The organism is uncultured Leifsonia sp., assembly GCF_945957465.1.
GTDB lineage: Bacteria > Actinomycetota > Actinomycetes > Actinomycetales > Microbacteriaceae > Leifsonia.
Genome location: NZ_CAMFLC010000001.1, coordinates 196,960 through 223,539, shown reverse-complemented (window position 1 = coordinate 223,539; position 26,580 = coordinate 196,960). Strand labels below are relative to the sequence as shown.

The 26,580-nt window shown below is 71.0% G+C and carries 25 protein-coding genes; 24 read left to right on the top strand and 1 reads right to left on the bottom strand.

Annotated features, from left to right (window positions below):
- Window positions 1–3: 3 nt before the first annotated feature.
- The 13 genes from Q0Q23_RS00990 to rpe all read left to right on the top strand — a co-directional run bounded on the left by Q0Q23_RS00990 (window position 4) and on the right by rpe (window position 16,259).
- On the top strand, window positions 4–1,317 hold the full coding sequence (locus Q0Q23_RS00990) for a dihydroorotase (RefSeq protein WP_295118087.1): 1,314 nt from the start codon (window positions 4–6) through the stop codon (window positions 1,315–1,317).
- On the top strand, window positions 1,310–1,837 hold the full coding sequence (locus Q0Q23_RS00985; protein ID WP_295117911.1) for a hypothetical protein: 528 nt from the start codon (window positions 1,310–1,312) through the stop codon (window positions 1,835–1,837). Before Q0Q23_RS00990 ends, Q0Q23_RS00985 begins: the two co-directional genes overlap by 8 nt.
- A 1-nt stretch (window position 1,838) precedes the next feature.
- A complete protein-coding gene (gene carA, locus Q0Q23_RS00980) occupies window positions 1,839–3,008 on the top strand; it encodes a glutamine-hydrolyzing carbamoyl-phosphate synthase small subunit (protein WP_295117907.1) in 1,170 nt (389 codons plus the stop codon).
- The gene (gene carB / locus Q0Q23_RS00975; protein WP_295117904.1) at window positions 3,008–6,289 is read left to right on the top strand and encodes a carbamoyl-phosphate synthase large subunit; all 3,282 of its coding nucleotides are present in this window, start codon (window positions 3,008–3,010) and stop codon (window positions 6,287–6,289) included. The genes carA and carB overlap by 1 nt, the downstream gene beginning before the upstream one ends.
- The gene (gene pyrF, locus Q0Q23_RS00970; protein WP_295117901.1) at window positions 6,286–7,164 is read left to right on the top strand and encodes an orotidine-5'-phosphate decarboxylase; all 879 of its coding nucleotides are present in this window, start codon (window positions 6,286–6,288) and stop codon (window positions 7,162–7,164) included. Before carB ends, pyrF begins: the two co-directional genes overlap by 4 nt.
- A complete protein-coding gene (gene gmk / locus Q0Q23_RS00965; protein WP_295117898.1) occupies window positions 7,157–8,098 on the top strand; it encodes a guanylate kinase in 942 nt (313 codons plus the stop codon). The genes pyrF and gmk overlap by 8 nt, the downstream gene beginning before the upstream one ends.
- Window positions 8,099–8,203: 105 nt before the next feature.
- Window positions 8,204–8,464 (top strand): DNA-directed RNA polymerase subunit omega, encoded by a 261-nt coding sequence (rpoZ, locus tag Q0Q23_RS00960; RefSeq protein ID WP_295117895.1) that lies wholly within the window; start codon window positions 8,204–8,206, stop codon window positions 8,462–8,464.
- A 140-nt stretch (window positions 8,465–8,604) separates the two neighbouring features.
- Window positions 8,605–9,888 carry a phosphopantothenate--cysteine ligase family flavoprotein gene (locus Q0Q23_RS00955; protein ID WP_295118084.1) on the top strand — a complete coding sequence of 428 codons (1,284 nt, stop codon included), beginning with the start codon at window positions 8,605–8,607 and terminating at the stop codon, window positions 9,886–9,888.
- A gap of 59 nt (window positions 9,889–9,947) precedes the next feature.
- Window positions 9,948–11,141 carry a methionine adenosyltransferase gene (gene metK, locus Q0Q23_RS00950; RefSeq protein WP_295117892.1) on the top strand — a complete coding sequence of 398 codons (1,194 nt, stop codon included), beginning with the start codon at window positions 9,948–9,950 and terminating at the stop codon, window positions 11,139–11,141.
- A gap of 1 nt (window position 11,142) precedes the next feature.
- Window positions 11,143–13,176, top strand: coding sequence for a primosomal protein N' (locus Q0Q23_RS00945; protein WP_295117889.1), 2,034 nt, complete (start codon window positions 11,143–11,145; stop codon window positions 13,174–13,176).
- Window positions 13,177–13,256: 80 nt separating this feature from the next.
- Window positions 13,257–14,165 carry a methionyl-tRNA formyltransferase gene (gene fmt / locus Q0Q23_RS00940; protein ID WP_295117886.1) on the top strand — a complete coding sequence of 303 codons (909 nt, stop codon included), beginning with the start codon at window positions 13,257–13,259 and terminating at the stop codon, window positions 14,163–14,165.
- Complete coding sequence (locus Q0Q23_RS00935) at window positions 14,162–15,541, top strand: RsmB/NOP family class I SAM-dependent RNA methyltransferase (protein WP_295117884.1); 1,380 nt, start codon at window positions 14,162–14,164, stop codon at window positions 15,539–15,541. Before fmt ends, Q0Q23_RS00935 begins: the two co-directional genes overlap by 4 nt.
- A gap of 58 nt (window positions 15,542–15,599) precedes the next feature.
- Window positions 15,600–16,259: a ribulose-phosphate 3-epimerase gene (rpe, locus tag Q0Q23_RS00930; protein WP_295117882.1), complete on the top strand. Its 660-nt coding sequence runs from the start codon at window positions 15,600–15,602 to the stop codon at window positions 16,257–16,259.
- Between the two features lie 45 nt (window positions 16,260–16,304).
- Here rpe and Q0Q23_RS00925 read toward each other — a convergent pair whose 3' ends face one another.
- Complete coding sequence (locus Q0Q23_RS00925) at window positions 16,305–17,519, bottom strand: aromatic acid/H+ symport family MFS transporter (RefSeq protein WP_295117879.1); 1,215 nt, start codon at window positions 17,517–17,519, stop codon at window positions 16,305–16,307.
- A 128-nt stretch (window positions 17,520–17,647) separates the two neighbouring features.
- Between Q0Q23_RS00925 and Q0Q23_RS00920 the strand changes: the two genes are divergently transcribed.
- From Q0Q23_RS00920 to lgt, 11 genes are all read left to right on the top strand, one after another.
- Window positions 17,648–17,911, top strand: a complete 264-nt coding sequence (locus Q0Q23_RS00920) for a phosphoribosyl-ATP diphosphatase (protein ID WP_295117876.1) — start codon at window positions 17,648–17,650, stop codon at window positions 17,909–17,911.
- A gap of 60 nt (window positions 17,912–17,971) precedes the next feature.
- Complete coding sequence (gene hisG, locus Q0Q23_RS00915; protein ID WP_295117874.1) at window positions 17,972–18,811, top strand: ATP phosphoribosyltransferase; 840 nt, start codon at window positions 17,972–17,974, stop codon at window positions 18,809–18,811.
- Window positions 18,811–19,575 carry an imidazole glycerol phosphate synthase subunit HisF gene (hisF, locus tag Q0Q23_RS00910; protein WP_295117871.1) on the top strand — a complete coding sequence of 255 codons (765 nt, stop codon included), beginning with the start codon at window positions 18,811–18,813 and terminating at the stop codon, window positions 19,573–19,575. The genes hisG and hisF overlap by 1 nt, the downstream gene beginning before the upstream one ends.
- Window positions 19,572–19,964 (top strand): phosphoribosyl-AMP cyclohydrolase, encoded by a 393-nt coding sequence (gene hisI / locus Q0Q23_RS00905; RefSeq protein ID WP_295117868.1) that lies wholly within the window; start codon window positions 19,572–19,574, stop codon window positions 19,962–19,964. The genes hisF and hisI overlap by 4 nt, the downstream gene beginning before the upstream one ends.
- A complete protein-coding gene (locus Q0Q23_RS00900) occupies window positions 19,961–21,502 on the top strand; it encodes an anthranilate synthase component I (RefSeq protein ID WP_295117866.1) in 1,542 nt (513 codons plus the stop codon). The genes hisI and Q0Q23_RS00900 overlap by 4 nt, the downstream gene beginning before the upstream one ends.
- Window positions 21,492–22,220 (top strand): Trp biosynthesis-associated membrane protein, encoded by a 729-nt coding sequence (locus tag Q0Q23_RS00895; RefSeq protein ID WP_295117863.1) that lies wholly within the window; start codon window positions 21,492–21,494, stop codon window positions 22,218–22,220. The genes Q0Q23_RS00900 and Q0Q23_RS00895 overlap by 11 nt, the downstream gene beginning before the upstream one ends.
- 99 nt (window positions 22,221–22,319) lie before the next feature.
- The gene (locus tag Q0Q23_RS00890) at window positions 22,320–22,550 is read left to right on the top strand and encodes a DUF6704 family protein (protein ID WP_295117860.1); all 231 of its coding nucleotides are present in this window, start codon (window positions 22,320–22,322) and stop codon (window positions 22,548–22,550) included.
- Between the two features lie 3 nt (window positions 22,551–22,553).
- Window positions 22,554–23,324 (top strand): indole-3-glycerol phosphate synthase TrpC, encoded by a 771-nt coding sequence (gene trpC, locus Q0Q23_RS00885; RefSeq protein ID WP_295117858.1) that lies wholly within the window; start codon window positions 22,554–22,556, stop codon window positions 23,322–23,324.
- On the top strand, window positions 23,324–24,535 hold the full coding sequence (trpB, locus tag Q0Q23_RS00880; protein ID WP_295117855.1) for a tryptophan synthase subunit beta: 1,212 nt from the start codon (window positions 23,324–23,326) through the stop codon (window positions 24,533–24,535). Before trpC ends, trpB begins: the two co-directional genes overlap by 1 nt.
- Window positions 24,532–25,329 carry a tryptophan synthase subunit alpha gene (gene trpA / locus Q0Q23_RS00875; protein ID WP_295117852.1) on the top strand — a complete coding sequence of 266 codons (798 nt, stop codon included), beginning with the start codon at window positions 24,532–24,534 and terminating at the stop codon, window positions 25,327–25,329. The genes trpB and trpA overlap by 4 nt, the downstream gene beginning before the upstream one ends.
- Before the next feature lie 125 nt (window positions 25,330–25,454).
- Window positions 25,455–26,444: a prolipoprotein diacylglyceryl transferase gene (gene lgt, locus Q0Q23_RS00870; RefSeq protein ID WP_295117849.1), complete on the top strand. Its 990-nt coding sequence runs from the start codon at window positions 25,455–25,457 to the stop codon at window positions 26,442–26,444.
- Window positions 26,445–26,580 lie beyond the last annotated feature (136 nt).

Genomic DNA, 26,580 nt, shown 5'->3' with positions numbered 1-26,580 from the left:
GTGATGACCGAGAGATATCTGATCCGGGGCGCCTCCCTGGCCGATGGCACGCGCACCGACCTCCTGCTCGCCGACGGCCGGATCGCCGCGACCGGCTCCGATGCGGCTTCCGTCGGCGCCACGGTGATCGATGCCGACGGTCTGATCGCGCTGCCGGGTCTGGTCGACCTGCACACGCATCTGCGCGAGCCCGGCTACGAGCAGAGCGAGACCGTCCTGACGGGCACACGCGCCGCGGCGGCGGGAGGCTTCACCGCGGTCTTCCCGATGGCGAACACCTCCCCGGTCGCCGATACCGCCGGGGTGGTGGAGCAGGTGCTCAGCCTCGGCGAGGCCGCCGGGTACGCCACCGTGCAGCCGATCGGTGCGGTGACCGTCGGCCTGGCGGGGGAGCGGCTCGCCGAGTTGGGCGCCATGGCCGACTCGCGAGCCGGAGTGCGCGTGTTCTCGGACGACGGCAAGTGCGTCTCCGACCCGCTGCTGATGCGCCGCGCGCTGGAGTACGTCAAGGCGTTCGGCGGCGTCATCGCCCAGCACGCCCAGGAGCCGCGGCTCACCGAGGGCGCGCAGATGAACGAGGGCGCGCTGTCCGGAGAGCTCGGTCTCGCCGGGTGGCCGGCGGTCGCGGAAGAGTCGATCATCGCCCGCGATGTGCTCCTCGCCGAGCACGTCGGCTCGCGCCTGCACGTCTGCCACGTCTCCACCGCCGGCTCGGTGGACGTCATCCGCTGGGCAAAGGCCCGCGGCGTCGACGTCACGGCCGAGGTCACCCCGCACCACCTCCTGCTGACGGAGGAGCTGGCGTCGGGCTACGACGCCCGGTACAAGGTGAATCCGCCGCTGCGCCGCGCGGAGGATGTCGAAGCGCTGCGCGCCGGTCTCGCCGACGGAACCATCGACATCGTCGCGACCGACCACGCTCCGCACCCGGTGGAGTCGAAGGACTGCGAGTGGGATGCGGCCGCGTTCGGCATGGTGGGGCTGGAGTCCGCCCTCTCGGTCGTCCAGGCCTCCGTCGTCGACACCGGCCTGCTCGGGTGGACCGACATCGCGCGCGTGCTCTCGTCGGCTCCGGCGCGCATCGGCCGCCTGCGCGGCCACGGCCTCCCGCTCGAGGCGGGAGCCCCCGCAGAGCTCTTCCTGTACGACCCGGCCGCGTCGCGTGCGTTCTCCACCGGCGACCTCGCCGGCAAGGGCGTGAACTCCCCGTACCTGTCGATGACGCTCCCCGGACGCGTCCACGCCACGTTCCACCGCGGGTACGCGACGGTCCTCGACGGCGTCGTCGTCGAGGAGCTGGGGGTGGCCCGTGGATAAGCTCCTGCCCACGATCGGTATCCTGCTCGTCGTCATCGTGGTGCTCGCGCTCGCGATCGTCGGCTGGCGCCGCCGGGTGCGACGCGACGCACCGGCAGGTGGCGGCTATCCGGCGCCGCAGAGCCTCTCGGCCGCGACCGCGTCCTCCGAGGTGCTCTACGTCGCGACGACCAAGGCGGGCGAGCCGCTCGAGCGTCTGGCGCTGCCGGGGCTCGCCTACCGGGGGCGCGGCACGGTCGACGTCTCGTCCGACGGCGTGCAACTGCGGGTGACCGGGGAAGACCCCGTGTTCATCCCCGCCGCCTCGCTCACCGGCGTCGGTGCCTCCACGGTCGCGATCGACCGGGTCGTGGAGCGCGACGGCCTGGTCCGCCTCTGCTGGACCACCAGCGGCGGCGTGGCCGCCGACAGCTACTTCCGGGTCGTGGACCCGGCCGGCCGCGGTCGGTTGACCGCGGCTGTCGACGACATCATCCCGGCGGCCAGCACGCCGGGCGACAGCACCGAAAGGGAGGTGTGACGTGGCCGCAGCAGAACCCGCCGTCCTCGTCCTCGAAGACGGGAAGCGCTATGTGGGCAGGGCGTACGGCGCCCGTGGCCGCACACTCGGCGAGGCGGTCTTCGCGACCGGCATGACCGGCTATCAGGAGACCCTGACCGACCCGTCGTACGCGGGGCAGATCGTCTTGATGACGGCGCCCCACATCGGCAACACCGGCACCAACGACGAGGACATGGAGTCGCGTCGCATCTGGGTGGACGGCTTCGTCGTCCGCGAGCCCAGCCGCGTGGTCTCCAGCTTCCGCGCCCAGCGCAGCCTCGACGACGACCTCGTCGAGCAGGGCGTCGTGGGCATCAGCGGCATCGACACCCGGGCGGTCACCCGGCACATCCGGTCGGCGGGCGCGATGCGTGCCGGGATCTTCTCCGGCGACGACTTCGGGCTGAGCGACTCGGAGCAGCTGGAGCTCGTCCTCTCGGGCGCGAAAATGTCCGGCCGGAACCTCTCGGCGGAGGTCTCCACGGTCGAGCCCTACACGATGCCGGCGGTCGGCGAGCGCATCGGCTCGGTCGCCGTGCTCGATCTCGGCGTCAAGAAGTCGACCCTCGAGAACCTCGCGGCCCGCGGCCTCGACGTGCACGTCCTCCCGCAGCAGGTCACGGCCGAGCACGTGCTCAGCCTGAATCCGTCGGCGCTGTTCTTCTCGAACGGCCCCGGAGACCCGCAGGCCTCCGACAAGCACGTCGCCCTCCTCCAGGAGACACTGCGTGCCGGGCTGCCGTACTTCGGCATCTGCTTCGGCAACCAGCTGCTCGGCCGCGCGCTCGGGCTCACCACCTACAAGCTGCCGTTCGGCCACCGCGGCATCAACCAGCCGGTGCTCGACAAGCGCACGGGCCGGGTCGAGATCACGGCGCAGAACCACGGCTTCGCCGTGAAGGCGCCAATCGACGGGACCTTCGACTCGCCGGCCGGCTTCGGCGCGGTGGAGGTCAGCCACTTCAGCCTCAACGACCAGGTCGTCGAGGGGCTGAACTGCCTCGACATCAACGCCTTCAGCGTGCAGTACCACCCGGAGGCCGCCGCCGGCCCGCACGACGCCAACTACCTCTTCGACCGGTTCCTCGAGATGATCCACGCCCGCGAGGCCGCATCGCACGACGACACGACCCAGGAAGGCAACGACTGATGCCCAAACGCGACGACATCCACTCCGTCCTGGTCATCGGATCCGGACCGATCGTCATCGGCCAGGCCTGCGAGTTCGACTACTCCGGCACCCAGGCGTGCCGGGTGCTCAAGCAGGAGGGCGTGCGCGTCATCCTGGTCAACTCGAACCCGGCCACGATCATGACCGACCCCGATTTCGCCGACGCGACCTACGTCGAGCCGATCACGTGGGAGGTCATCGAGACCATCATCGCCAAGGAGAAGCCGGACGCCATCCTGCCCACCCTGGGAGGTCAGACCGCGCTGAACGCCGCCATGCAGCTGCATGAGCACGGCATCCTCGAGAAGTACGGCGTCGAGCTGATCGGCGCCAAGTTCGAGGCCATCCGCAAGGGCGAGGACCGCCAGATCTTCAAAGACCTGGTCGTCGAGGCCGGCGCCGAGGTGGCACGCTCCCACATCGCGCACACCGTGGAGGAGGCGCTGGAGTACGCGGAGGACCTCGGCTACCCGCTGGTCGTGCGCCCCTCCTTCACCATGGGCGGTCTCGGGTCGGGCTTCGCCCACACCCCGGAGGACCTGCGCCGCATCGCCGGCGACGGCATCCACCAGAGCCCGACCAGCGAGGTGCTCCTCGAGGAGTCCATCCTGGGCTGGAAGGAGTACGAGCTCGAGTTGATGCGCGACGCCTCCGACAACACGGTGGTCGTCTGCTCGATCGAGAACGTCGACCCGGTCGGCGTGCACACCGGCGACTCGATCACGGTCGCGCCGGCGCTCACCCTCACCGACCGCGAATACCAGAAGCTGCGCGACATCGGCATCGACATCATCCGCGCGGTGGGCGTCGACACCGGCGGCTGCAACATCCAGTTCGCGGTCAACCCCGAGAACGGCCGCATCATCGTCATCGAGATGAACCCGCGCGTCTCCCGCTCGTCGGCGCTGGCCTCCAAGGCGACCGGTTTCCCGATCGCCAAGATCGCGGCCAAGCTCGCGATCGGCTACCGCCTCGACGAGATCCCCAACGACATCACCCAGGTCACGCCGGCGAGCTTCGAGCCGACGCTGGACTACGTCGTCGTCAAGGTTCCGCGATTCGCGTTCGAGAAGTTCCCGGCCGCCGACCCGACGCTGACCACGACCATGAAGTCGGTCGGCGAGGCCATGGCGATCGGCCGCAGCTTCACGAGCGCGTTGCAGAAAGCGCTCCGCTCGCTGGAGAAGCGGGGATCGTCGTTCCATTGGGGTCCCGAGCCGCGCTCGGTGGAGGAGCTGCTGGAGTCGATCGCCACGCCCACCGACGGCCGGATCGTCGACGTGCAGCAGGCCCTGCGCTCGGGCGCGACGCCGGAGCAGGTCTTCGAGGCCACCAAGATCGACCCGTGGTTCATCGACCAGATCGTCCTCATCAACGAAGTGGCCGAGCAGATCAGGGCCGCCGAGACGCTCGACACCGACACGCTGCGGTACGCCAAGGACCACGGTTTCTCCGACGCCCAGATCGGCGAGCTGCGCGGCTTCGGCGAGGCCGATGTCCGCGAAGTGCGGCACATTCTCGGTGTGCGCCCGGTGTACAAGACGGTCGACACCTGCGCAGGCGAGTTCCCCGCGCTGACGCCGTACCACTACTCGAGCTACGACGAGGAGACCGAGGTCGCGCCGAGCGACGCCCGCAAGGTCGTCATCCTCGGCTCCGGCCCGAACCGCATCGGCCAGGGCGTGGAGTTCGACTACTCGTGCGTGCACGCCTCCTTCGCCCTGCACGACGCCGGGTTCGAGACCATCATGATCAACTGCAACCCGGAGACCGTGTCGACCGACTATGACACCTCCGACCGCCTGTACTTCGAGCCGCTGACGCTCGAGGATGTGCTGGAGGTCATCCACGCGGAGTCGCAGTCCGGTGAGCTGGTCGGTGTCGTCGTCCAGCTGGGCGGCCAGACGGCGCTCGGCCTGGCGAAGGGCCTCGAGGCCGCGGGCGTCCCCATCCTGGGCACGACGCCGGAGGCGATCGACCTCGCGGAGGAGCGCGGTCTGTTCGCCGAGATCCTGGAGAACGCCGGGCTGCTGGCGCCGCGCAACGGCACGGCGATCGACTTCCCGAGCGCCGCGCACGCGGCGGAGCAGATCGGCTACCCGGTGCTGGTGCGGCCGAGCTTCGTGCTCGGCGGCCGCGGCATGGAGATCGTCTACGACACGGCCTCGCTCGCGGACTACTTCGACCGCGTCGCCGGTCAGGGGATCGTGGGCCCGGCGCACCCGCTGCTGGTCGACCGCTTCCTCGACGACGCGATCGAGATCGACGTCGATGCCCTCTTCGACGGCGAGAGGCTCTACATCGGCGGCGTCATGGAGCACATCGAGGAGGCCGGTATCCATTCCGGCGACTCCAGCTGCACGTTGCCTCCGATCACTCTCGGCCGTCGCGAGATCGACCGCGTGCGCGAGGCGACGCAGAAGATCGCCGAAGGCATCGGCGTTCGCGGCCTGCTCAACGTGCAGTTCGCGATCGGCGCGGGCGTTCTCTACGTGCTGGAGGCCAACCCGCGCGCCTCGCGGACGGTGCCCTTCGTCTCGAAGGCGCTCGGCATCCCGCTCGCCAAGGCGGCCTCGCGGATCATGGTCGGCGACACGATCACGGGCCTGATCGCCGAAGGACTCCTGCCCGAGACCGACGGTTCGGTGATCCCGATGGACTCGCCGGTCGCCGTCAAGGAGGCGGTGCTCCCGTTCAAACGCTTCCGCACGCGCGAAGGCAAGATCGTCGACTCGGTGCTCGGCCCGGAGATGCGCTCCACCGGTGAGGTCATGGGCATCGACCGCGACTTCCCGACCGCGTTCGCGAAGAGCCAGGCCGCGGCGTACGGCGGCATGCCGCTGGCGGGCACCGTGTTCGTGTCGGTCTCCGATCGCGACAAGCGCGCGATCGTGCTGCCGGTGCTGCGGCTCAAGCAGCTCGGCTACGACATCGTCGCCACCGAGGGCACCGCCGAGGTGCTCAACCGCAACGGGATCGCCGCGCGCGTCGTCCGCAAGTTCAGCGAGGCGCCCGAGGAGGACTCGGTCGTGGGGCTCATCACGCGCAACGAGGTGGACGTCGTGATCAACACGCCGAGCGGTCGCTCGGCGCGCGCCGACGGCTACGAGATCCGAGCGGCGGCGGTGGCGGGCGACAAGCCGCTCTTCACCACGATCGCCGAGCTGAGCGCGGCCGTGGCGTCGCTCGACGCGGTGCGCGAGGGCTTCGAGGTGACGTCTTTGCAGGAGTACGCCGTGCAGAGGGCCGCGCGCGCGTGACCGACCGCACGACCGCAGCGCCGTCGTTCGGCGACCGCCTTTCCGGCGTGTTCGCCGAGCGCGGCCGACTGTGCGTGGGGATCGATCCGCACCGGCATCTCCTGGGCGAGTGGGGCCTTCCGGCCTCGGCCGCCGGACTGCGCGAATTCGGTCTGCGCGTCGTCGAGGCGGCCGCAGGCCGCGCCGGCATCGTCAAGCCGCAGGTCGCGTTCTTCGAGCGCTTCGGGTCCGCGGGCTACGCGGTGCTCGAAGAGGTCATCCGCGAGGCCCGTGCAGCGGGGCTGCTGGTGATCGCCGACGCGAAACGCGGAGACATCGGCACGAGCGTCGCGGCCTACGGCGAGGCGTGGCTGACGCCCGGGTCGCCGCTGGAGGCCGACGCCCTCACCGTCGCCGCCTTCCAGGGAGTCGGGTCGCTCGCCGAGCCGATGAGCCTGGCCGAGCGCACCGGCAAGGGGCTGTTCGTGTTGGCCGCGACCTCCAACCCTGAGGCGGCGGAGCTGCAGCAGGCCCTGGTCCACTCGGGCGCGCACGCCGGCGCGAGCGTCGCCCGTGCGATCATCGAAGACGTGCACGCGTTCAATCAGGAGCAGCCTCCGCATCCCTTCGGCACCGTCGGCCTGGTGCTCGGCGCCACGGTCGCGCTGGGCGACTACGGCATCGACACGGCCGTCTCCGTCCAGCCGGCCTTCCCGGTGCTCGCCCCCGGCTTCGGCCACCAGGGCGCACGAGTCGAAGACATGGCCCGGCTGTTCGGGTCGTTCGCGCCCGGTGTGATCGTCAGCGAATCCCGCGGCCTCCTGGGTGCGGGCCCCGACGGTCTGGCGGGCGCGATCGAGCGCCGCGCCGAGGAGGTGCTCGCCGGCCATGGCTGAATCGGCTGCCGAGCACACGGCGTCCCGCCGCCCGGCGCCTCCGGAGGTCGACCGGGCGGCCGCCTCGGCCGCGGCGGTGGCGGCGCGTCGGGCGCGCGCGGCCGTGAAGAACGCGATCGCCGCCCGCGAGGTGTCCCCGCTCGTGATCCTCGACCGCGCGACCGCGGCCCCCGACGGGGTCGAGGGGCGGCTGCGCGTCACGGAGTTCCTGCTCAGCGTGCCGGCGATCGGGACGACCAAGATGCAGGAGGCGTTGCAGAGGCTGGCGATCTCGCCGGCCAAGCGTCTCGGCGGTCTCGGCCGCCATCAGCGTCTCAAGCTGCGGGAGTTCCTGATCGAGCGGGAGAACCGCGCCGGCCGGCGGCGCAACCAGCTGGTCGTCCTCGCCGGTCCGACCGCCGTCGGCAAGGGCACGGTCTCGACGTACATCCGCGAGAACTACCCGGACGTCCTCCTCTCGGTGTCGGCCACCACGCGCGCGCCGCGCCCCGGCGAGGTCGACGGCGTCAACTACTACTTCGTCGACGACGCCGAGTTCGATCGCATGATCGCCGAGGGCGAGCTGCTGGAGCACGCGACCGTGCACAACGCCTACCGCTACGGCACGCCGCGTGCCCCGATCGAGGACGCGCTGGAACAGGGCAGGAGCGTGCTGCTGGAGATCGACCTCCAGGGGGCCAGGCAGGTGCGCGAGTCGATGCCGGAAGCGCGGCTGATCTTCCTGCTTCCGCCGACGTGGGAGGAGCTGGTGCGGCGGCTCATCGGCCGCGGCACCGAGGACGCGACGGAGCAGCAGCGCCGGCTGGAGACCGCCAAGGTCGAGCTGGCCGCTCAGGACGAGTTCGACTACCGGGTGGTCAACCACACGGTCGCCGATGCCGCTCGCGAGGTCGTAGACTTGATGAATGTCCGCGCGGCGCCGTCGCGCCCGTAGACCGCCAGTCTCAGACCGAACCGTGTCGCGCCGCACCAGGCGCTCACCCACCAGTCTTCCGCGCCTCGTGCCGAGGAGTGGACGCACGAAAGAGAGGGTTTCCGCATGGCAACCACCAACAACGGCATCATCGACCCGCCCATCGACGACCTCCTGGCTCGTGTCGAGTCCAAGTACGCGCTCGTCATCTTCGCGTCCAAGCGCGCGCGTCAGATCAACGACTACTACGCCGACCTCCACGAGGGCAGCCTGTTCGACAACGTCGGCCCGCTGGTCGACTCGTCGGTCGACGACAAGCCGCTCTCGGTCGCGCTGCACGAGATCAACGAGGACAAGCTCGTCATCAAGCCGATCGCCGCGGAGTGACCCGGACGACCGAGTTCCCGCAGGCCGAGAGCCGCTGACCCGGCGCTTCGGAGACAGCGCCGAAGGCCAGCGCGCCCAGAGCAGCCGCACGATCGCAGCCGGACATCCGGCCGATAGGAGATGCCGCCGTGAGCCCACGATTGACCATCGTCGTCGGAGTGACCGGCGGCATCGCCGCGTATAAGGCCGTCGGCGTGATCCGCGCCCTGGTGCTCGAGGGCCACTCGGTCCACGTCGTCGCGACGGAGGCCGCCCTGCGGTTCGTCGGGCGCCCGACGCTCGAGGCGATCAGCCGCAACCCCGTGGCGACCGACCTCTACGAGGGCGTCGCCGAGGTGCGGCACGTGGCCATCGGCCAATCGGCCGACCTCATCGTCATCGCGCCCGCCACGGCCAACACGCTGGCCAAGCTGGCCGCCGGCCTCGCCGACGATCTGCTCGGCAACACCGTGCTCGCATCGACGGCGCCGCTGGTCGTCGCGCCGGCGATGCACACCGAGATGTGGCGCAATCCGGCCACGGTGGCCAACGTCGCCACCCTGCGCAGCCGCGGCGTCACGGTGGTCGGGCCGGCCTCCGGTCAGCTCACGGGCGCCGACTCCGGGCCCGGCCGAATGGAAGAGCCCGACGTGATCGTGCGGGCGGCGCTGCGCGCGGCGGGGATCTCGCCGCGGCTCGCGGTCGCCGCGGTGCCCGAGCCGGTCGCCGACGTCGTCGTGCTCTCCGAGCGGCGGCGTGCGAACGACGCCTCCCGCCTTCCGCGCGGGGGTGTCGATCTGGCGGGCAAGCGCATCGTCGTCACGGCGGGTGGCACACGCGAGCCGCTGGACCCGGTCCGATTCCTCGGCAACCGTTCGAGCGGACGCCAGGGCGTCGCCGTGGCCGCCGCTGCGCAGGCCCGCGGCGCCGACGTGATGCTGATCGCCGCGCACCTCGAAGTCGACCCTCCCGAGGGCGTCGAACTGGTCGAGGTGCAGACCGCGCTCGAGCTGCAGGAGGCCGTGACCGAAGCGGCGAGATCGGCCGACATCGTGGTGATGACGGCGGCGGTCGCCGACTACCGGCCCGCTGTGACGCGCGACGCCAAGATCAAGAAGTCCGAGGCGGGCGAGACCCTGAGCATCGAGCTGGTCGCCAACCCCGACATCCTCGCCGGCCTCTCGGCCAACCGCCCGGAGGGCCAGGTCGTCGTGGGGTTCGCGGCGGAGACCGAGCCCGACCCCTCGACGCTGATCGAGCTCGGCCGCACCAAGCTCGCGGCCAAGGGCAGCGACTTCCTCGTGCTCAACCAGGTGGGCTGGGAGCAGGGGTTCGCAACGGAGAGCAACGAGGTCGTGGTGCTGCGCAAGGGCGGCGATATAGTGATGGAGGCCTCGGGGAGCAAGCTGTCGGTGGCCGACCGTATTCTCGACGTCGTCGTCTAGTCGACGTCGAGGACACGGCATCCCGGGCACCGCCCTCGTCCCCGCGATCAAGGAGAACAATGGCAGATCTGCGCCTTTTCACGTCCGAGTCGGTCACCGAGGGTCACCCGGACAAGATCTGCGACCAGATCTCCGACAGCATCCTCGACGCACTGATCGCCGTCGACCCGAGCAGCCGGGTGGCCGTGGAGACCCTGGTCACGACCGGGCTGGTGCACGTCGCGGGCGAGGTGACGACCAACGGCTACGTGGAGATCCCGGCCCTGGTTCGCGAGAAGATCGTCGAGATCGGCTACGACTCGTCGGACGTGAGTTTCGACGGCACCCAGTGCGGTGTCTCGGTCTCGATCGGCGCCCAGTCTCCCGACATCGCGCAGGGCGTCGACAACGCTCTCGAGACGCGTGCCGAGCAGAGCGTCGACCATCTCGATCGCCAGGGCGCCGGCGACCAGGGCATCATGTTCGGCTTCGCGACGACGGAGACCCCGCAATACATGCCGCTGCCGATCTGGTTGGCGCACCGGCTGGCCGAGCGACTCGCCGCCGTCCGCAAAGACGGCACGCTCGACTACCTCCGCCCCGACGGCAAGACCCAGGTGACGATCGGCTACGAGGGCTACACGCCGCGCTCGGTCGAGACCGTCGTCCTGTCCACCCAGCACGCGCCGCGCGTGTCCAGCGAGCAGCTCCAGGCCGAGGTGGTCGAAGAGGTCATCGCCCCGGTGATGCACGCAGCCGGCCTCGAGACCGCGCACATCCGCACGCTCATCAACCCGACCGGCCGCTTCGAGATCGGCGGTCCCAAGGGCGACGCCGGGCTCACCGGCCGCAAGATCATCGTCGACACGTACGGCGGCGCGAGCCGGCACGGCGGAGGCGCCTTCTCGGGCAAAGACCCGTCGAAGGTCGACCGCTCGGCGGCCTACGCCATGCGCTGGGTCGCCAAGAACGCGGTCGCCGCGGGTCTCGCCGACCGTCTCGAGGTGCAGGTGGCGTACGCGATCGGCAAGGCGGCCCCCGTCGGCCTGTACGTGGAGTCGTTCGGCACCGGCACGGTTCCCGACGAGCGCATCATCCGCGCGATTCGCGAGGTCTTCGACCTCCGCCCCGCCGCGATCGTGCGCGACCTCGACCTGCTCCGGCCGATCTACGCGCAGACGGCGACCTACGGCCACTTCGGCCGCGATCTCCCCGACTTCACCTGGGAGCGGCTGGACCGCGTCGACGACCTGCGTTCCGCCGCAGGGCTCTGACGTGGAGGCGGCCGCGCCGGTCGCCCGCGTCGTCCTCGACTCGCCGCTGCCGCAGCTCGACCACCTGTTCGACTACCGCGTGCCGGAAGAGCTGTCAGGGCAGGTGGCACCGGGAGTCCGTGTGCGCGTCCCGCTCCGTTCGGCGGGCAGGGTGGCCGACGGGTTCGTCGTGGAGCTCGCCGAGCCGGATGCGGCCTTCTCCGGCAGCCTGAGCCCGATCGAGGCGGTCGTGTCGCCCGTTCCCGTGCTGACCGACCCGGTCTGGAGGCTCGCCCGTCGCCTCGCCGACCGCAGTGCGGGCACGGCCAGCGACATCCTGCGCCTCGCGGTGCCCGCACGCATGGTGCGCGTCGAGAAGGCCTGGCTCGCCTCGCAGCAGCCGTCCGGCGACGCCGCATCCGTTCCTCCGGAGCATGCGGGGCACGCGGCAGGCGCAGCGTCCGCGGTGCCGGCCTTCCCGGTGCGCGGCTATCGGAGCGGTGTGCTGGAGGCCGCGATCGCGGCGGGGGAGCGGCTCGCACTGCGCCCCATCCCGCGCCTCAGCCGACTCCCCGACGGAACCTGGGTGGGCGAGTGGGCGGTGACCCTCGCGGCACTCGCCATGGCGACCTGGAGGCAGGGAAGCACCGCGATCGTCGCCGTCCCCGATCACCGCGATCTCGACCAACTGGCGGCGGCCCTCGGGGCGATCGCCCCGGCTGAGGCGGTCGTCCGCGCCGACGCCTCCCAGTCGAATCCGGATCGCTACAAGGGCTTCCTGGCGGCGCTCTCGGGCGCGCGGATCGTCATCGGGAACCGTTCAGTCGTCTATGCCCCCGCACGCCGCCTGGGCCTCATCGTGGTCTGGGAGGACAGCGATCCCCTGCTCGCGGAGCCGCTGAGCCCGTACGTCCACGCCCGGGACGCCGCGCTGGTCCGTCAGGAACTGGAGGGCTGTGCGCTCGTCCTGAGCGGCCTGGTACGGAGCGTGGAGGCTCAGCGTCTGGTGGAGCTCGGCTGGCTGCATGACGTCGGACCCGAGCGGGCGTATTCGCCGAAGGTCGTGCTGACGGCCAACCAGAGCGCGTCCGAACCGGCGGCGCGGGCGGCGCGCATCCCGTCGTCCGCCTGGCGTGCGGCGCAGGAGGCACTCAGCGGCGAGAACGGCAGACCGCGCGGTCCGGTGCTCGTGCAGGTCGCCCGGCCGGGCTATCGGCCGGTGCTGGCGTGCGCCCACTGCGGCCAGGCCGCCCGGTGCGCGAAGTGCACGGGTCCGCTCGGCCAGCGCCGTGCGGGTGCGACGGCGTCGTGCGGGTGGTGCGGGGCCCTGGCCACCGGGTGGCGCTGCACGCGCTGCGAGCACACGAAGCTGCGGACGGTCACGCCGGGCTCCGGCCGTACGGCGGAGGAACTGGGCCGCGCGTTCCCCGGCACCCGGGTGATCCTGGCGGACGGCGACCATCCGGTGCTGCGGGTCGCTGCGTCGCCCGCGCTGGTCGTCGCCACCCGTGGCGCCGAGCCCATCGCGGAGGGCGGGTACCAGGCAGTCCTCCTACTCGACGGCGAGCGGATGCTCGCACGGGAGACGCTGCACGTCGCCGAGGACTGCCTGCGCTGGTGGACCAGCGCTGCGGTGCTGGCGGCCCCCGGAGCGCCGACGCTGCTCGTCGGTGTGTCCGGAGACCTCGCGCGTGATTTCGCCACCGACCGGCTGGTCGATTTCGCCCGCGAAGAACTGGCCGACCGGCGTCAGCTGCGCTTCCCGCCCGCTGTGCGACTCGCGTCCGTCACCGGTGCCGAGTCCGCTGTGCGCGCGGTGCTGGAGGCCGTCGACCCCGGCATCCTGATCGACGTGCTCGGCCCGGCTGAAGTGGACGAGAAGGCGGTGCGTGCGATCCTCCGGTTCGAGTACTCCCGCGGTGCCGAGGTCGCGGCGGCCGTGCGCGCGGCGGTCGTGCGCAACGCGACCCAGCGACGCCGGGCACCAGCCGGGCGCGCGGGCTACCGGCCGGCGCCGGCTCTCCGGGTCCGCTTCGACGACCCGGAGATCCTCTGATCGCGGTCGCTCCTCGTCACGCGCGGGCGATCCTCCGCGCGGGTAGACTCGGACGCTGACCAGACCGAAAGAACCTTGCTATGCGACTCGTCTTCGCCGGCACGCCCGCCGTCGCCGTCCCCTCACTCACCGCCCTCGCCGAGCGATTCGAGCTCGCGGCCGTCATCACCCGGGAGGACGCGCCGCTCGGGCGCAAACGGGTGCTGACTCCGTCGCCCGTCGCCGAGGCGGCGGCCGGTCTCGGCCTCGCGGTCATCAAAGCCAACCGGCTGGGAGACGAAGTCACCCGTCAAGTCGCCGATCTCGAGCCCGATCTGGGTGTGATCGTCGCGTACGGCGGACTGGTCCGCGAGCCGCTGCTGTCCACGCCCCGGCTGGGCTGGGTGAACCTGCATTTCTCCCTGCTGCCGCGCTGGCGCGGCGCCGCGCCCGTCCAGCGCGCGGTGATGGCCGGCGACACCGAGACCGGCGCCGCCGTGTTCCAGCTGGTCGCCGCGCTCGACGCCGGTGATGTCTTCGCACAGCTCCGCCGGCCGATCCCAGCCGATGCGACCGCCGGCGCGCTCCTCGAATCGCTCGCCCGGGACGGGGCGGAGCTGCTCGCCGAGACCGTGTCGGACATCGCGGACGGCACAGCCGTCGCGGTGCCGCAGACCGGGGATCCGGTGCTCGCGCCCAAGCTCACGATCGACGATGCGCACCTGGACCTGACTCTGCCGGTCGATGAGGTCTTCGCCCGGCTGCGCGGCGTGACGCCCGAGCCGGGCGCCTGGGTGCTGCTCGACGGCGAGCGCTTCAAGGTGCACGCCGCCCGTCCGGCCGACGGCCTGTCCCTTCCGCCCGGGGTGGTCGCGGAGACCCACGGACGGATCGAGGTGGGCACGGGAACCACGCCGCTCGAGCTCATCACCGTGCAGCCGGCGGGCAAGCGGGCGATGGCCGCCGCCGACTGGTGGCGCGGCGCCGGGGGATCGGCGGTGCTCTCGTGAACGACCGCACCAGGGTCCAGCCGTCCCGGCGCGTCGCGTACGACGTGATCTCGGCGGTCCGGGAGTCCGACGCCTACGCCAACCTCCTGCTTCCCGGTCGCATCGCGCGCGCCGGCCTGTCCCCGGCCGATGCGGCCCTCGCCACGGAGCTGACCTACGGCACCCTGCGGATGCAGGGGTATTACGACCGGGTGATCGTTCGTGCGGCGGGGCGCCCCGTCGACCGGATCGATCCTCCGCTGCTCGACGTGCTGCGGCTCGGAGCCCACCAGCTTCTATCGACGCGCGTGCCGTCGCACGCCGCGGTCAACGAGGCCGTCGCGCTCGCACGGCAGGTCGGCAGCCGCTCGGGCACCGGCTTCGTCAACGGCGTGCTGCGCGAGATCGGCCGCTCGACGCCTGAGGAGTGGCGCGAGCGCGTGCTGGCCGACGCGAAGAACGAGGACGAGCGGTTCGCCGCCCTCACCTCCCACCCGGCGTGGATCGTCCGGGCCTTCCACCGGTCCCTCGAGGCCGAGGGACGCGGTGACGAACTGGAGGCCCTGCTGGAGGCCGACAACACCGCGCCCCGCGTCAACATGGTGGCATTGCCGGGTCTCACCGAGCCGCCGAGCGAGGCGCGACCGGACCGCTTCTCGCCGGTCGGCTTCACCGCGGGCGGCGGTGACCCGCAGGGTCTCGTGACCGCCGCGGAAGGCCGGCTTCGCGTTCAGGACGAGGGGTCCCAGCTCGCAGCGCTCGCGCTGACGCGCGCCCGACCGGTGGAGCAGGGCGAACGCTGGCTCGATCTGTGCGCGGGCCCGGGCGGCAAGGCCGCCTTGCTCGCGGCGGAGGCGCTGGCAGGGGGAGCCTCGCTCGTCGCCAACGAGGTGGTGCCGGCCCGGGCCGAGCTCGTGCGCCGGGCCCTCGCCGCCGTCCCGCTGGACGTGACAGTGTGGGAGCGCGACGGAACCGAGGTCGGCCGCAGCGAGCCGGAGGCGTTCGACCGCATCCTGCTCGACGCGCCCTGCACCGGCCTCGGCGCTCTGCGGCGCCGACCGGAGGCGCGCTGGCGCAAGACCCCACGGGACGTCGCGGAGCTGACCGCGCTCCAGGCGCGCCTGGTCGATTCGGCCGTGGCGGCGCTGAAGCCGGGAGGCCTGCTCGTCTATGTGACCTGCTCGCCGCACGTGGCCGAGACGCGCTCCGTCGTCGCGGATGCCCTCGATCGGCATCGAGGAGTGCTGAGTTCCGGCGAGAGCGCCGACATCGTGCAGTCGGTCGCGAGCGAGCGGCTCGATCTGGCGGGCGATCCGCAGCTGGTGCAGCTCTGGCCGCACCGTCACCTCACCGACGCGATGTTCATCGCCGTGCTCGTGAAGGCGGACGCCCACTAGCGCAGCCGCACCGACCATCCGGCCGCCCCGGTGCCGGGCCGCCCAATAGGCTGGGGACATGGCGACGCGTATCAACCCGAGCATCCTGGCGGCCGACTTCGTGAACCTGGAGCGGGACATCCGGAGCATCGCCGCGGCCGACCTCGTGCACGTCGATGTCATGGACAACCACTTCGTCCCCAATCTGACCTTCGGCCCGCAGATGGTGGGCCGCATCCAGGACGTCAGTCCGATCCCGCTCGACGTGCATCTCATGATCGATGATCCGGACCGGTGGGCGCCGGGGTACGCCGAGCTCGGGGCGCACTCGGTGACGTTCCATGCGGAGGCGGCGGCCGACCCCGTCGCGCTCGCGCGGCGGTTGCGGGCGATCGGAGCGCGAGCCGGGATCGCGCTCAAGCCCGGCACGTCCGCCGAAGGCTATCTCGAGTTGCTCCCCGAGTTCGATCAGGTCCTGGTCATGACGGTCGAACCGGGTTTCGGCGGTCAGTCGTTCATGGTCGAGACGATGCCGAAGCTGCGATCGCTGCGCGACGCCGTCGCGGCGCGCGGGCTCGATGTCTGGCTGCAGGTCGACGGCGGCATCACGGAGGAGACGATCGTCACCGCGGCAGAGAACGGCGCCGACACCTTCGTCGCGGGCTCCAGCGTCTTCCGGGGCGAGCCGGCCGAGCGGATCGCCGCCCTGCGGGCCGCGGCGGCCGGCCACGGGCACTAGTGGGTGTCCGCCCCTGACCTCCTCGGCTGATCTCGTCGGCCGGACTCACCGCGCCGCGATGACGGGATCGTCCGCGGTCTCGGCCTTCGCCCGTGTCCGGGAGGGGATGATCGCGAGCGCACCGACCGCGAGCAGCGCGGTCGCGGCGAAGACGTAGAACCCGCCGGGGTAGGCGAAGCCGAGCGAGACGAGTGTCCCGGTGATCGCGGGCCCGACGATCGCGCCGAGCCGCCCGATGCCCGCGGCGAAGCCGAGCGCCGTACTCCGGATCTCCGGCGGGTACAGCTGCGTGACGAAGGCATACACGAGCACCTGCGCGGAGAACACGAAGACGCCGGTGACGAAGACCGCGACGTAGAGCATCGCGACGTCCTCCAGCCGGATGCTGAGGAACGCGAGCAGCACAGCGGACAGCGCGAACCAGGCCATCGCCACCCGCTTGGTCCCGGAGCGGTCGGCGACGACCCCCGCGAGGACCAGGCCGGTGACCGCACCCGCGTTCAGGACCAGCAGCAGGCCGAGCGAGTCGGTGGAGCCGTAGCCGGCGTCGCGCATCAGCTGGGGGAGCCACGTGTTGAGTCCGTAGACCAGCAGCAGACCCATGAAGGAGGCCGCCCACACGCCGATGCTGATGGTCAGGTAGCGGCGCTCCACCAGCCGGCGCACGGTCGGTCGCTCCTCGCCCTGACGGCCGCGCCGTTCCTCCGGCAGCGCGAGCCGGATGAGCGGGACGGTGACCAGCCCGGCTACGCCGCCGATCGCGAACAGCAGGCGCCAGTCGGGGATCACCGCGAGCGCGAGAAGCGCGGTCAGCACCGCGCCGGCATGATAGCCGGTCATCGTCAGCGTGGTCGCTCTGCCCGCGCGCTCGCGCGGCATCAGATCGGTGACGTACGCGATGGTGACGGGCAGGCAGGCGCCCAGCGCCAGCCCCGCCAGCACGCGCAGGAGCCCGAACACGAAGAGGTTCGGCGCGATGACGATGGCGAGCGTGAGCACGGAGAAGACGGTCACGCAGAGCAGCAGGCACAGCCGTCGGCCGTAGCGGTCGGCCAGCGGCCCCACGGTGAGGGCGCCGACTCCGACGCCCACCAGGCCGACGGTCGCGACGGCGGTCGCAGCAGGGGCGTCGAAGCCCAGCTCGCGGGTGCTGAGAAGCGTGGGGATGACCGTGCCGAGCACCACCAGGTCGAAGCCGTCGAGGGCGACGATCACCCAGCAGAGCACCAGCGGCCAGAATCGGCGGCGAATCGGTTCCATTGGGACCTCCTTGTCGAATGGAATATGTCAGATGAGACCTGCCGACATTAGCACATCGGCGCGCGCTGGCCGCCGGGCCGTCGGAGGCGCGTCAGCAGGCGCTGCTCGGCGACTAGTACGCTGTAACGGTGAAAACCTTCGACGACCTCTTCGCCGAGCTCAGCGAGAAGGCCGAGACCCGCCCGGAAGGCTCCGGGACGGTTCGCGAGCTGGACGCGGGCGTGCACGCCATCGGAAAGAAGATCGTGGAGGAGGCCGCCGAAGTCTGGATGGCCGCGGAATACGAATCCGACGAAGCCGCCGCCGAGGAGATCTCGCAGCTGCTGTACCACCTGCAGGTGCTGCTCATCGCCAAGGGCCTCACTCCGGCCGACGTGTACCGACATCTCTGACGACCGTCACCGGTCCGCAGATCAGTGCCTCCGTCCGTCACGTCACGAAAGCCACAACGCATGCTGAAGATCGCCGTCCCCAACAAGGGCTCCCTTTCCGAGACTGCGGCGCAGATGCTCCATGAGGCCGGCTACCACGGTCGCCGCGACCCCAAGGAGCTCATCGTCGCCGACCCGCGCAACGGCGTGGAGTTCTTCTACCTCCGCCCCCGCGACATCGCGACCTATGTCGGCTCCGGCGCGCTCGACGTGGGGATCACCGGCCGCGACCTGCTGATCGACTCCGGTTCGCCCGCCGCCGAGATCGCCGCGCTCGACTTCGCCGCCTCGACGTTCCGATTCGCGGGGCCGGCCGGGGCGTGCACCGACCTCGCCGACCTCGAAGGCAAACGCGTCGCAACGAGCTACCCGGGGCTGGTGGGGCAGTTCCTCGCCGACAACGGCGTGGACGCGGCGCTGATCAAGCTCGACGGCGCCGTGGAGTCCGCGGTGCGACTGGGTGTGGCGGATGCGGTGGCCGACGTCGTCGAGACGGGCTCCACGCTGCGCAAGCAGGGTCTGGAGATCTTCGGACCGGTGATCCTCGAGTCGGAGGCCGTGCTGGTGTCGTCGCCGTCCCCGGCGACCGGTGTCGACACGCTCCTGCGCCGCCTGCAGGGCGTCATGGTGGCCCGGCAGTACGTGCTGGTCGACTACAACCTCCCCGTCGCGCTGCTCGAGCGGGCCGTCGCGCTGACCCCGGGCGTCGAGTCGCCCACCGTGTCGCCTCTGGGCGAACCCGACTGGGTGGCGGTCCGGGTGATGATCAAGAGTGACAGCACCAACCAGGTGATGGACGACCTCTACGAGCTGGGGGCGCGCGCGATCCTGGTCACCCCGATCCACGCGGCGCGGATCTGATGAGCGTCGCGGTCCGGGTCATCCCGTGTCTCGACGTGGCCGCCGGACGCGTCGTCAAGGGAGTCAACTTCCAGAACCTCCGCGATCAGGGCGACCCGGTCGAGCTGGCCCGCCGGTACTTCGAGCAGGGCGCGGACGAACTGACGTTCCTCGATGTGACGGCGACGGTCGACGACCGGTCGACGACCTACGACGTGGTGCGCGCGACGGCGGAGCAGGTCTTCATCCCGTTGACCGTCGGCGGCGGGGTGCGCAGTCCGGAAGACGTCGCGAAGCTGCTGGGCAGCGGCGCGGACAAGGTGGGCGTCAACTCGGCCGCGATCGCCCGACCCGAGCTGGTGGCGGAGATCGCCGGACGGTTCGGCGCGCAGGTCCTCGTGCTGTCCCTCGACGTCAAGCGTTCCGCCGGCACCCCGTCCGGCTTCGTGGTCACCACGCACGGCGGCCGGACCGAGACCGGTATCGACGCGCTCGAGTGGGCGCAGCGCGCGATCGAGCTGGGAGCGGGGGAGCTCCTGGTGAACTCGATCGACGCCGACGGCACCAAAGAAGGCTTCGACCTGGAGCTCATCCGTGAGATGCGCGCGATCAGCCGAGTGCCGGTCATCGCCTCGGGCGGCGCGGGCTCCGTCACCGACTTCGTGCCCGCGATCGACGCGGGCGCCGACGCGGTGCTGGCGGCGAGCGTGTTCCACTCGGGTGAGATGACCATCGATGATGTGAAGAACGAGCTGCGCGAAGCAGGTCTGGAGGTGCGCTCATGACCGCCGCCGACGAGGTGATCGGCCGGATCCGGTTCAGTGACGCCGGGCTGGTCCCCGCCGTCATCCAGCAGTGGGACTCGCGCGAGGTTCTCATGATGGGCTGGATGGACGCCGAGGCCGTGCGCCGCACGCTCACCGAGGGCCGAGTCACGTTCTGGTCGCGCTCGCGGCGGGAGTACTGGCGCAAGGGAGACACCTCCGGCCACGTGCAGTACGTCAAGGGTGCCGCGCTGGACTGCGACGGCGACACGCTGCTGGTGACGGTCGAGCAGATCGGGGCGGCCTGTCACACCGGCACGCGCACGTGCTTCGACGCGGACGTGCTGGAGCCCGTGGTGGCCGATTCCGAGGGCGCGCGCCTCGCGGCCGAGATGGGGTCCGACCTGTGATCGCGACAGCGGGCGGCACGACAGGGCGGGAGGAGTTCGGCGCCCTGGCCGCCGAGCACCGGGTGGTCCCGGTCGTCCGGGAGCTCTTCGCCGACGGGGAGACGCCCGTCGGAATCTATCGCAAGCTCGCGGCGGGGCGGCCGGGCACGTTCCTGCTGGAGTCCGCGGAGCAGGGCGGCATCTGGTCGCGGTTCTCGTTCGTCGGCGCGGCCTCGTTCGGGATGCTGACCCAGGACGGCGACGACGTGCGCTGGCTCGACTACGGGCTCTCGGCGCGGCGCGCGCTCGGTGCGGAGGCGGCCGGCCGGCCGCTCGACGCCCTCGCGGCCCTGCACGAGCGGTGGAGCACCCCGCGCATCCCGGGTCTGCCGCCGTTGACCGGCGGTCTGGTGGGCTTCATCGGCTGGGAGGCCGTGCGCCAGCTGGAGCGGCTGCCGCAGCGGCCGCCGGCCGATTACGACGTGCCCGGCCAGGCCATGGCGTTCGTCGCCGACCTGGTCGTGATCGACCACCGGTCCGGCACGGTCAAGCTCATCGCCAACGCACTCGCCGACGGTGAGCACGACGCCGACTCGCTGTGGGAGGACGCGCAGGAGCGACTCGACCGCATGCAGACCGAACTGGCGCAGCCGTCGGAGGCCTGGCTGGCCGACGTCGACCTCGCCGCGACCGGGCGGCCTGTTTCGCGCACCCGGGAGGAGGACTTCCTGGCGTCGGTCGAGACCGCCAAGGAGCGGATCGTCGACGGCGACATCTTCCAGGTGGTCATCTCGCAGCGCTTCGAGCTCGAATGCACCGCCTCCGCCCTCGACGTCTACCGGGTGCTGCGTTCGCTGAACCCGAGCCCTTACATGTACCTGCTGTCCCTGGAACGCCCGGACGGCGAGCCGTACCAGATCGTGGGCTCCTCGCCCGAGGCGCTGGTGAAGGTGCAGGAGGGTCGGGCGTTCACGCATCCCATCGCCGGTTCGCGCCCGCGCGGTGCGACGCCGGAAGAGGATCTGGATCTGGAGGCTTCGCTGCTGGCCGACGACAAGGAGCGCGCCGAGCACCTCATGCTCGTCGACCTCGCACGCAACGACCTGCTCAAGGTCTGTTCGGCGGGCAGCGTCGAGGTGACCGAGTTCATGCGGGTCGAACGGTTCAGCCACATCATGCACATCGTCTCGTCGGTGGAGGGCGACCTGCTCCCGGATGCGGGTGCGATCGATGTCTTCCGCGCGACGTTCCCCGCCGGCACGCTCTCCGGCGCTCCGAAGCCGATGGCGCTGCGGATCATCGACGAGCTCGAACCGGCTCAGCGCGGCGTCTACGGGGGAGTGATCGGGTACTTCGACTTCGCGGGCGACGCGGATCTGGCCATCGCGATCCGCACGGCGACCATCATGGGCGGAGTCGCGCGGGTCCAGGCGGGGGGCGGCCTCGTAGCCGACTCCGTGCCGCTTCTGGAGTTCCAGGAGTCGCGGAACAAGGCGGCGGCGCCGCTTCGCGCGGTCGCGGTCGCGAACGGGATGAGACGGGTGCAGGGTGCGGACTGAGAACCGCCGTGTCAAGTATCTGACGCTCCTCGCCCTCGTCGTCGGCAGCGGGCTCGGACTGCTCTCGGCGACGCAGACCTGGTTCGAGATCCATGTCAAAGACGTCGCGAACCACGCCGAGACGGTCACGGTGGCCGGTTCGGCCGCCGCACCCGCTCTCACGGCGCTCTCGCTGGCCGGGCTGGCGTTGACAGCGGCGCTCGCGATAGCGGGACCGGCCTTCCGCGTGGTCCTGTCGATCCTGGGCGTTCTTCTGGGTGTCTCGATCGTCTACTCGGCTCTTGCCGTGGTGGCCGATCCGCTGCGGGCGGCGAGCGGCTCGATCACCTCGGCGACGGGCGTCGCGGGGGAGGCCTCGCTGCGCAGGCTCGTCGACAGCACGGCCACGGAGTTCTGGCCCTGGCCGGCCGTCGTCGGCGGGGTGCTCGTCGTGATCGCGGCCATCGCCGCTATCGTCTTCGTGCGCGCGTGGCCCGGCCCGTCCCGGCGCTACCAGGCGCGATTCGCCGGGGAGGACGGCCGATCGGCCGAGGATGCGATCGCGGAGCTGGCGTCCGACGACCGCCTCGAGGAGCCGGCGCCAGGCGCCGCCGGTGACGACGCGGAGGCCCGCGCGACGGCCGACGGCGACGCGCCTGACGAACCCACCGCGCTCGACCGCGACACCGCGATCGACAGCTGGGACGAGCTGAGCCGCGGCGACGATCCCACGCGCTGAGCCACTAGACTGGTCGCGATCCACAAATCGTGCGCCATCCCTGCCCGACCGGTCGAGGCCGAGCGGGCCGGAGCGGCGCACCCGACGTGCAGGAGTCCCATGAGCACCGAGTCAGTCGACCCAGGCCACGGTCATTCGCCCGCGGCGTGGACGGCCGTGATCATCATGCTGATCGCCTTCGCGATCGGAGCCGTCGCCTTCTTCTTCGACGCTCCGATCATCGTCTGGCTGTCGGCTGGTCTCGCCGTGATCGGTCTGATCGTCGGCTGGATCATGAAGCGCGCGGGCTACGGAGTGGGCGGCTCCAAGTACCAGCCGAAGGGCCACTAACCCGTGCTCGCCGACCTCGTCGCCGGCGCGCTCGAGGATGCGGACCGGAGACGCGCCGAGCGTCCGCTCGCGGTGGTCGAAGCCGCTGCGGCAGCCCGCGAGCCGGCCATCGACGCGGTGGCGGCTCTTGCGCCGGCCGAGCGGGTGAGGATCATCGCCGAAGTCAAGCGCGCGAGCCCGTCGCGCGGCGATCTCGCGACGATCCCCGATCCCGCCGCACTCGCAGCGCTCTACGAGAGGGGCGGGGCGAGCGCGATCAGCGTCCTCACCGAGGAACGCCGCTTCAAGGGTTCGCTCGCCGACCTGGAGGCCGTGCGCGCCGCCGTGTCGCTGCCCGTGCTCCGCAAGGAGTTCGTCGCCGACCCGTACCAGGTGTTCGAGGCTCGCGCAGCGGGCGCCGACCTGGTGCTGCTGATCGTCGCCGCGCTCGACCAGGACCGCCTGGTGGAGCTGCACGGCCTCATCTCGGAGCTGGGCATGACCGCCCTGGTCGAGGCGCACACCGAGGACGAGCTGAGTCGCGCGTTCGACACCGGTGCGACGCTGGTGGGCGTGAACGCGCGCAACCTCTCGACGTTCGAGCTGGACCGGGACCTGTTCGGCCGCCTGGCCGACCGTTACCCGTCCGGCGTCATCCGCGTGGCGGAGTCGGCTGTGAAGTCGGCCGACGATGTCGCGCATTACCGAGCGGCGGGCGCGGATGTCGTGCTCGTCGGCGAGGCGCTCGTCACGAGCGACCCGATCGCCACGCTCGGCGAGTTCCTGGGAGACTGATGTCCCTTCGTTCTGAACACGGACCCTACTTCGGCGAGTTCGGCGGGCGTTTCGTGCCCGAGTCGCTCGTCGCCGCCCTCGACGAGCTCACCGTGGCGTGGGAGGAGGCCAAAGCCGACCCCGCGTTCCGCGCGGAGCTCGACGAGTTGCACCGCAGCTACACCGGACGCCCGAGCATCATCACCGAGGTGCCGCGCTTCGCACGGCATGCCGGGGGCGCCCGGGTCATCCTCAAGCGCGAGGACCTGAACCACACCGGCTCGCACAAGATCAACAACGTGCTCGGCCAGGCCATCCTCACCAAGCGCATCGGCAAGACCCGCGTCATCGCCGAGACCGGTGCGGGCCAGCACGGCGTCGCGACGGCGACCGCCGCCGCGCTCTTCGGCCTCGAGTGCACGATCTACATGGGCGAGGTCGACACCGAGCGCCAAGCGCTGAACGTCGCACGCATGCGGCTGCTCGGCGCCGAGGTCGTGGCCGTGAAGACCGGATCGCGCACCCTCAAGGACGCGATCAACGACGCGATGCGCGACTGGGTCACCAACGTCGAGGACACCAACTACATCTTCGGCACGGTCGCAGGTCCGCACCCGTTCCCCGAGATGGTGCGCGACCTCCAGAAGATCATCGGCGAGGAGGCCCGCGAGCAGGTCCTCGCACTCACGGGCCGGCTTCCCGACGCCGTCGCGGCGTGCGTCGGCGGCGGCTCCAACGCCATGGGGATCTTCCACGCCTTCCTCGACGACGAAGACGTGCGCCTGGTCGGCTTCGAGGCCGGTGGCGAGGGGGCGGAGACTCCCCGACACGCCGCGACCATCACCAAGGGGCGACCGGGCGTCCTGCACGGTGCGCGCAGCATGCTGCTCCAGGACGAGGACGGGCAGACGATCGAGTCGCACTCGATCTCGGCCGGCCTCGACTATCCGGGAGTCGGCCCGGAGCACGCCTGGCTGGCGAAGATCGGCCGTGCCGAGTATCGTCCGGTGTCCGACGCCGACGCCATGGAGGCGTTGCGCCTGCTCAGCCGCACCGAGGGGATCATCCCGGCCATCGAGTCGGCGCACGCCCTGGCCGGCGCGCTCGAGCTCGGCAAGGAGATCGGCCCCGAGGGCATCGTGCTCGTGAACCTCAGCGGCCGCGGCGACAAAGACATGGAGACCGCCGGACGCTACTTCGGCCTGATCGACGAAGGAGCCGTGCAGTCGTGAGCCGCGTGGCAGACACCATCGCGCGTCGGAACGCCGAGGCGGGCGGCGCGCTCATCGGCTATCTGCCGGCGGGCTTCCCCGACCTGCAGACCAGCATCGACGCCGCCGTCGCCCTCGCCGAGAACGGGGTCGACGTCATCGAGCTGGGCCTGCCCTACTCCGATCCGGTGATGGACGGCGCGGTCATCCAGGCTGCGACGCAACAGGCGCTCTCGAACGGATTCCGCCTGCGCGACGGCTTCACCGCGGTGCGCGAGATCACCGAGCGCGTCGACATCCCGGTTCTGGTCATGACCTACTGGAACCCCGTACTGCAGTACGGAGTCGACCGCTTCGCCGACGATCTGCTCGCGGCGGGCGGCGCCGGGCTCATCACCCCCGACCTCATCCCCGACGAGGGCGCGGACTGGCTCGCGGCCTCCGATCGCACCGGCCTCGACCGGGTGTTCCTCGCCGCGCCGTCCTCGACGGATGAGCGCCTCCGCTCGACCATCGCGAACAGCCGCGGCTTCGTCTACGCGGTCTCCACGATGGGCATCACCGGCGCCCGCAGCGACGTGGACACCGCTGCGCGCACGCTGGTCGCACGGCTGCGCGACGCGGGTGCGACGAGCACGTGCGTCGGGCTCGGGATCTCCAGCGCGGCCCAGGTCGCGGAGGTGCTCGAATACGCCGACGGAGCGATCGTCGGATCCGCGCTCGTCAAGGCCCTCGCCGACGGCGGGGTCGCCCGGGCCGGCCGCGTCGCGGCCGAGCTCGCGGCGGGTACGGCCCGGCAAGGCGCCTCTGCCTGACGCCGGCGCTTCGCCGCTTCCCGCGGGTCGGTGGCATCGCAGACCTGCATCTAGACTGGAGGCCGTGCGCCGCTCGGCGCCGGACTCCAAAGGACACGAAAGGTAGTCATCGCGTGGTCGCGACGATGAGCAGCTGGGTTGCCAGCATCCCGAGCCCGGGGCCCGAGTGGCAGCAGATCCCGATCGACATCTTCGGCCTGCACTGGCGCATCCAGACCTACGCCATCATGATCCTGATCGGCATCGTGGTCGCGGCCCTCTGGACCTCCCGCCGCCTCACCAAGCGCGGTGCGGAGCCGGGGGTGATCCTCGACATCCTGCTCTGGGCCGTCGTCCTCGGCATCATCGGTGCGCGGCTCTACCACGTGTTCACCCATCCGACCGACTACTTCTACCCGGGCGCGAACCTCTGGAACGTGTTCGCGATCTGGGAGGGCGGCAACGCCATCTTCGGCTCGCTGATCGGCGGCGCCGTCGGCATCTGGATCGCCTGCCGCATCAGCGGCCTGCGGTTCTGGAGCGTCGCAGACGCCCTGGCTCCCGCGCTGCTGCTCGCTCAGGCGATCGGCCGACTGGGCAACTACTTCAACCAGGAGCTGTTCGGACTGCCGACCAACCTGCCCTGGGGCCTGCAGATCGACGCGGGCAACAAGGCGATCCCGGTCGGACTGCCCGACAACACGCTGTTCCAGCCGCTGTTCCTCTACGAGATCATCTGGAACGTCATCGGCGTCGTCGTCATCCTGTTCCTCGAGCGGAAGTTCCGTCTGCAGTGGGGCAAGTCGCTTGCCGTCTACCTCGTCTGGTACGGCCTGGGCCGGTCGTACCTGGAGTCGATCCGCATCGACCCGAGCGAGTTCTCGTTCCTCGGCATCCAGAGCAACGTGTGGGCCGCCTTCGCGGCCGTCGTGGTGGGCATCGTGCTCTTCATCGTGCAGTCCCGGCGCCACCCCGGGCTGGAGCCCAGCGTCTACGCTCCGGGTCGTGAATGGGTTCGCCCGGATGCTGAGGTAGACTCTGACGACACGGACTCGGATGACGAGGACTTCGTCGATGGCGACGGGGAGCCCACCGCGTCCGCAGGAGCCAAGGCCACAAGCCCGTCGAACGGATGACCTCCGTCGGCTCATGACAACGCGGCATTCTCACACACCCGTCAAGGCACACACCCGTCGAGGCGATCCCGTAACCATCATCTGACCGCACGGACGTCCCGGGCCGCACACAAGCCCGGCGCAACAGCGGCGGAAT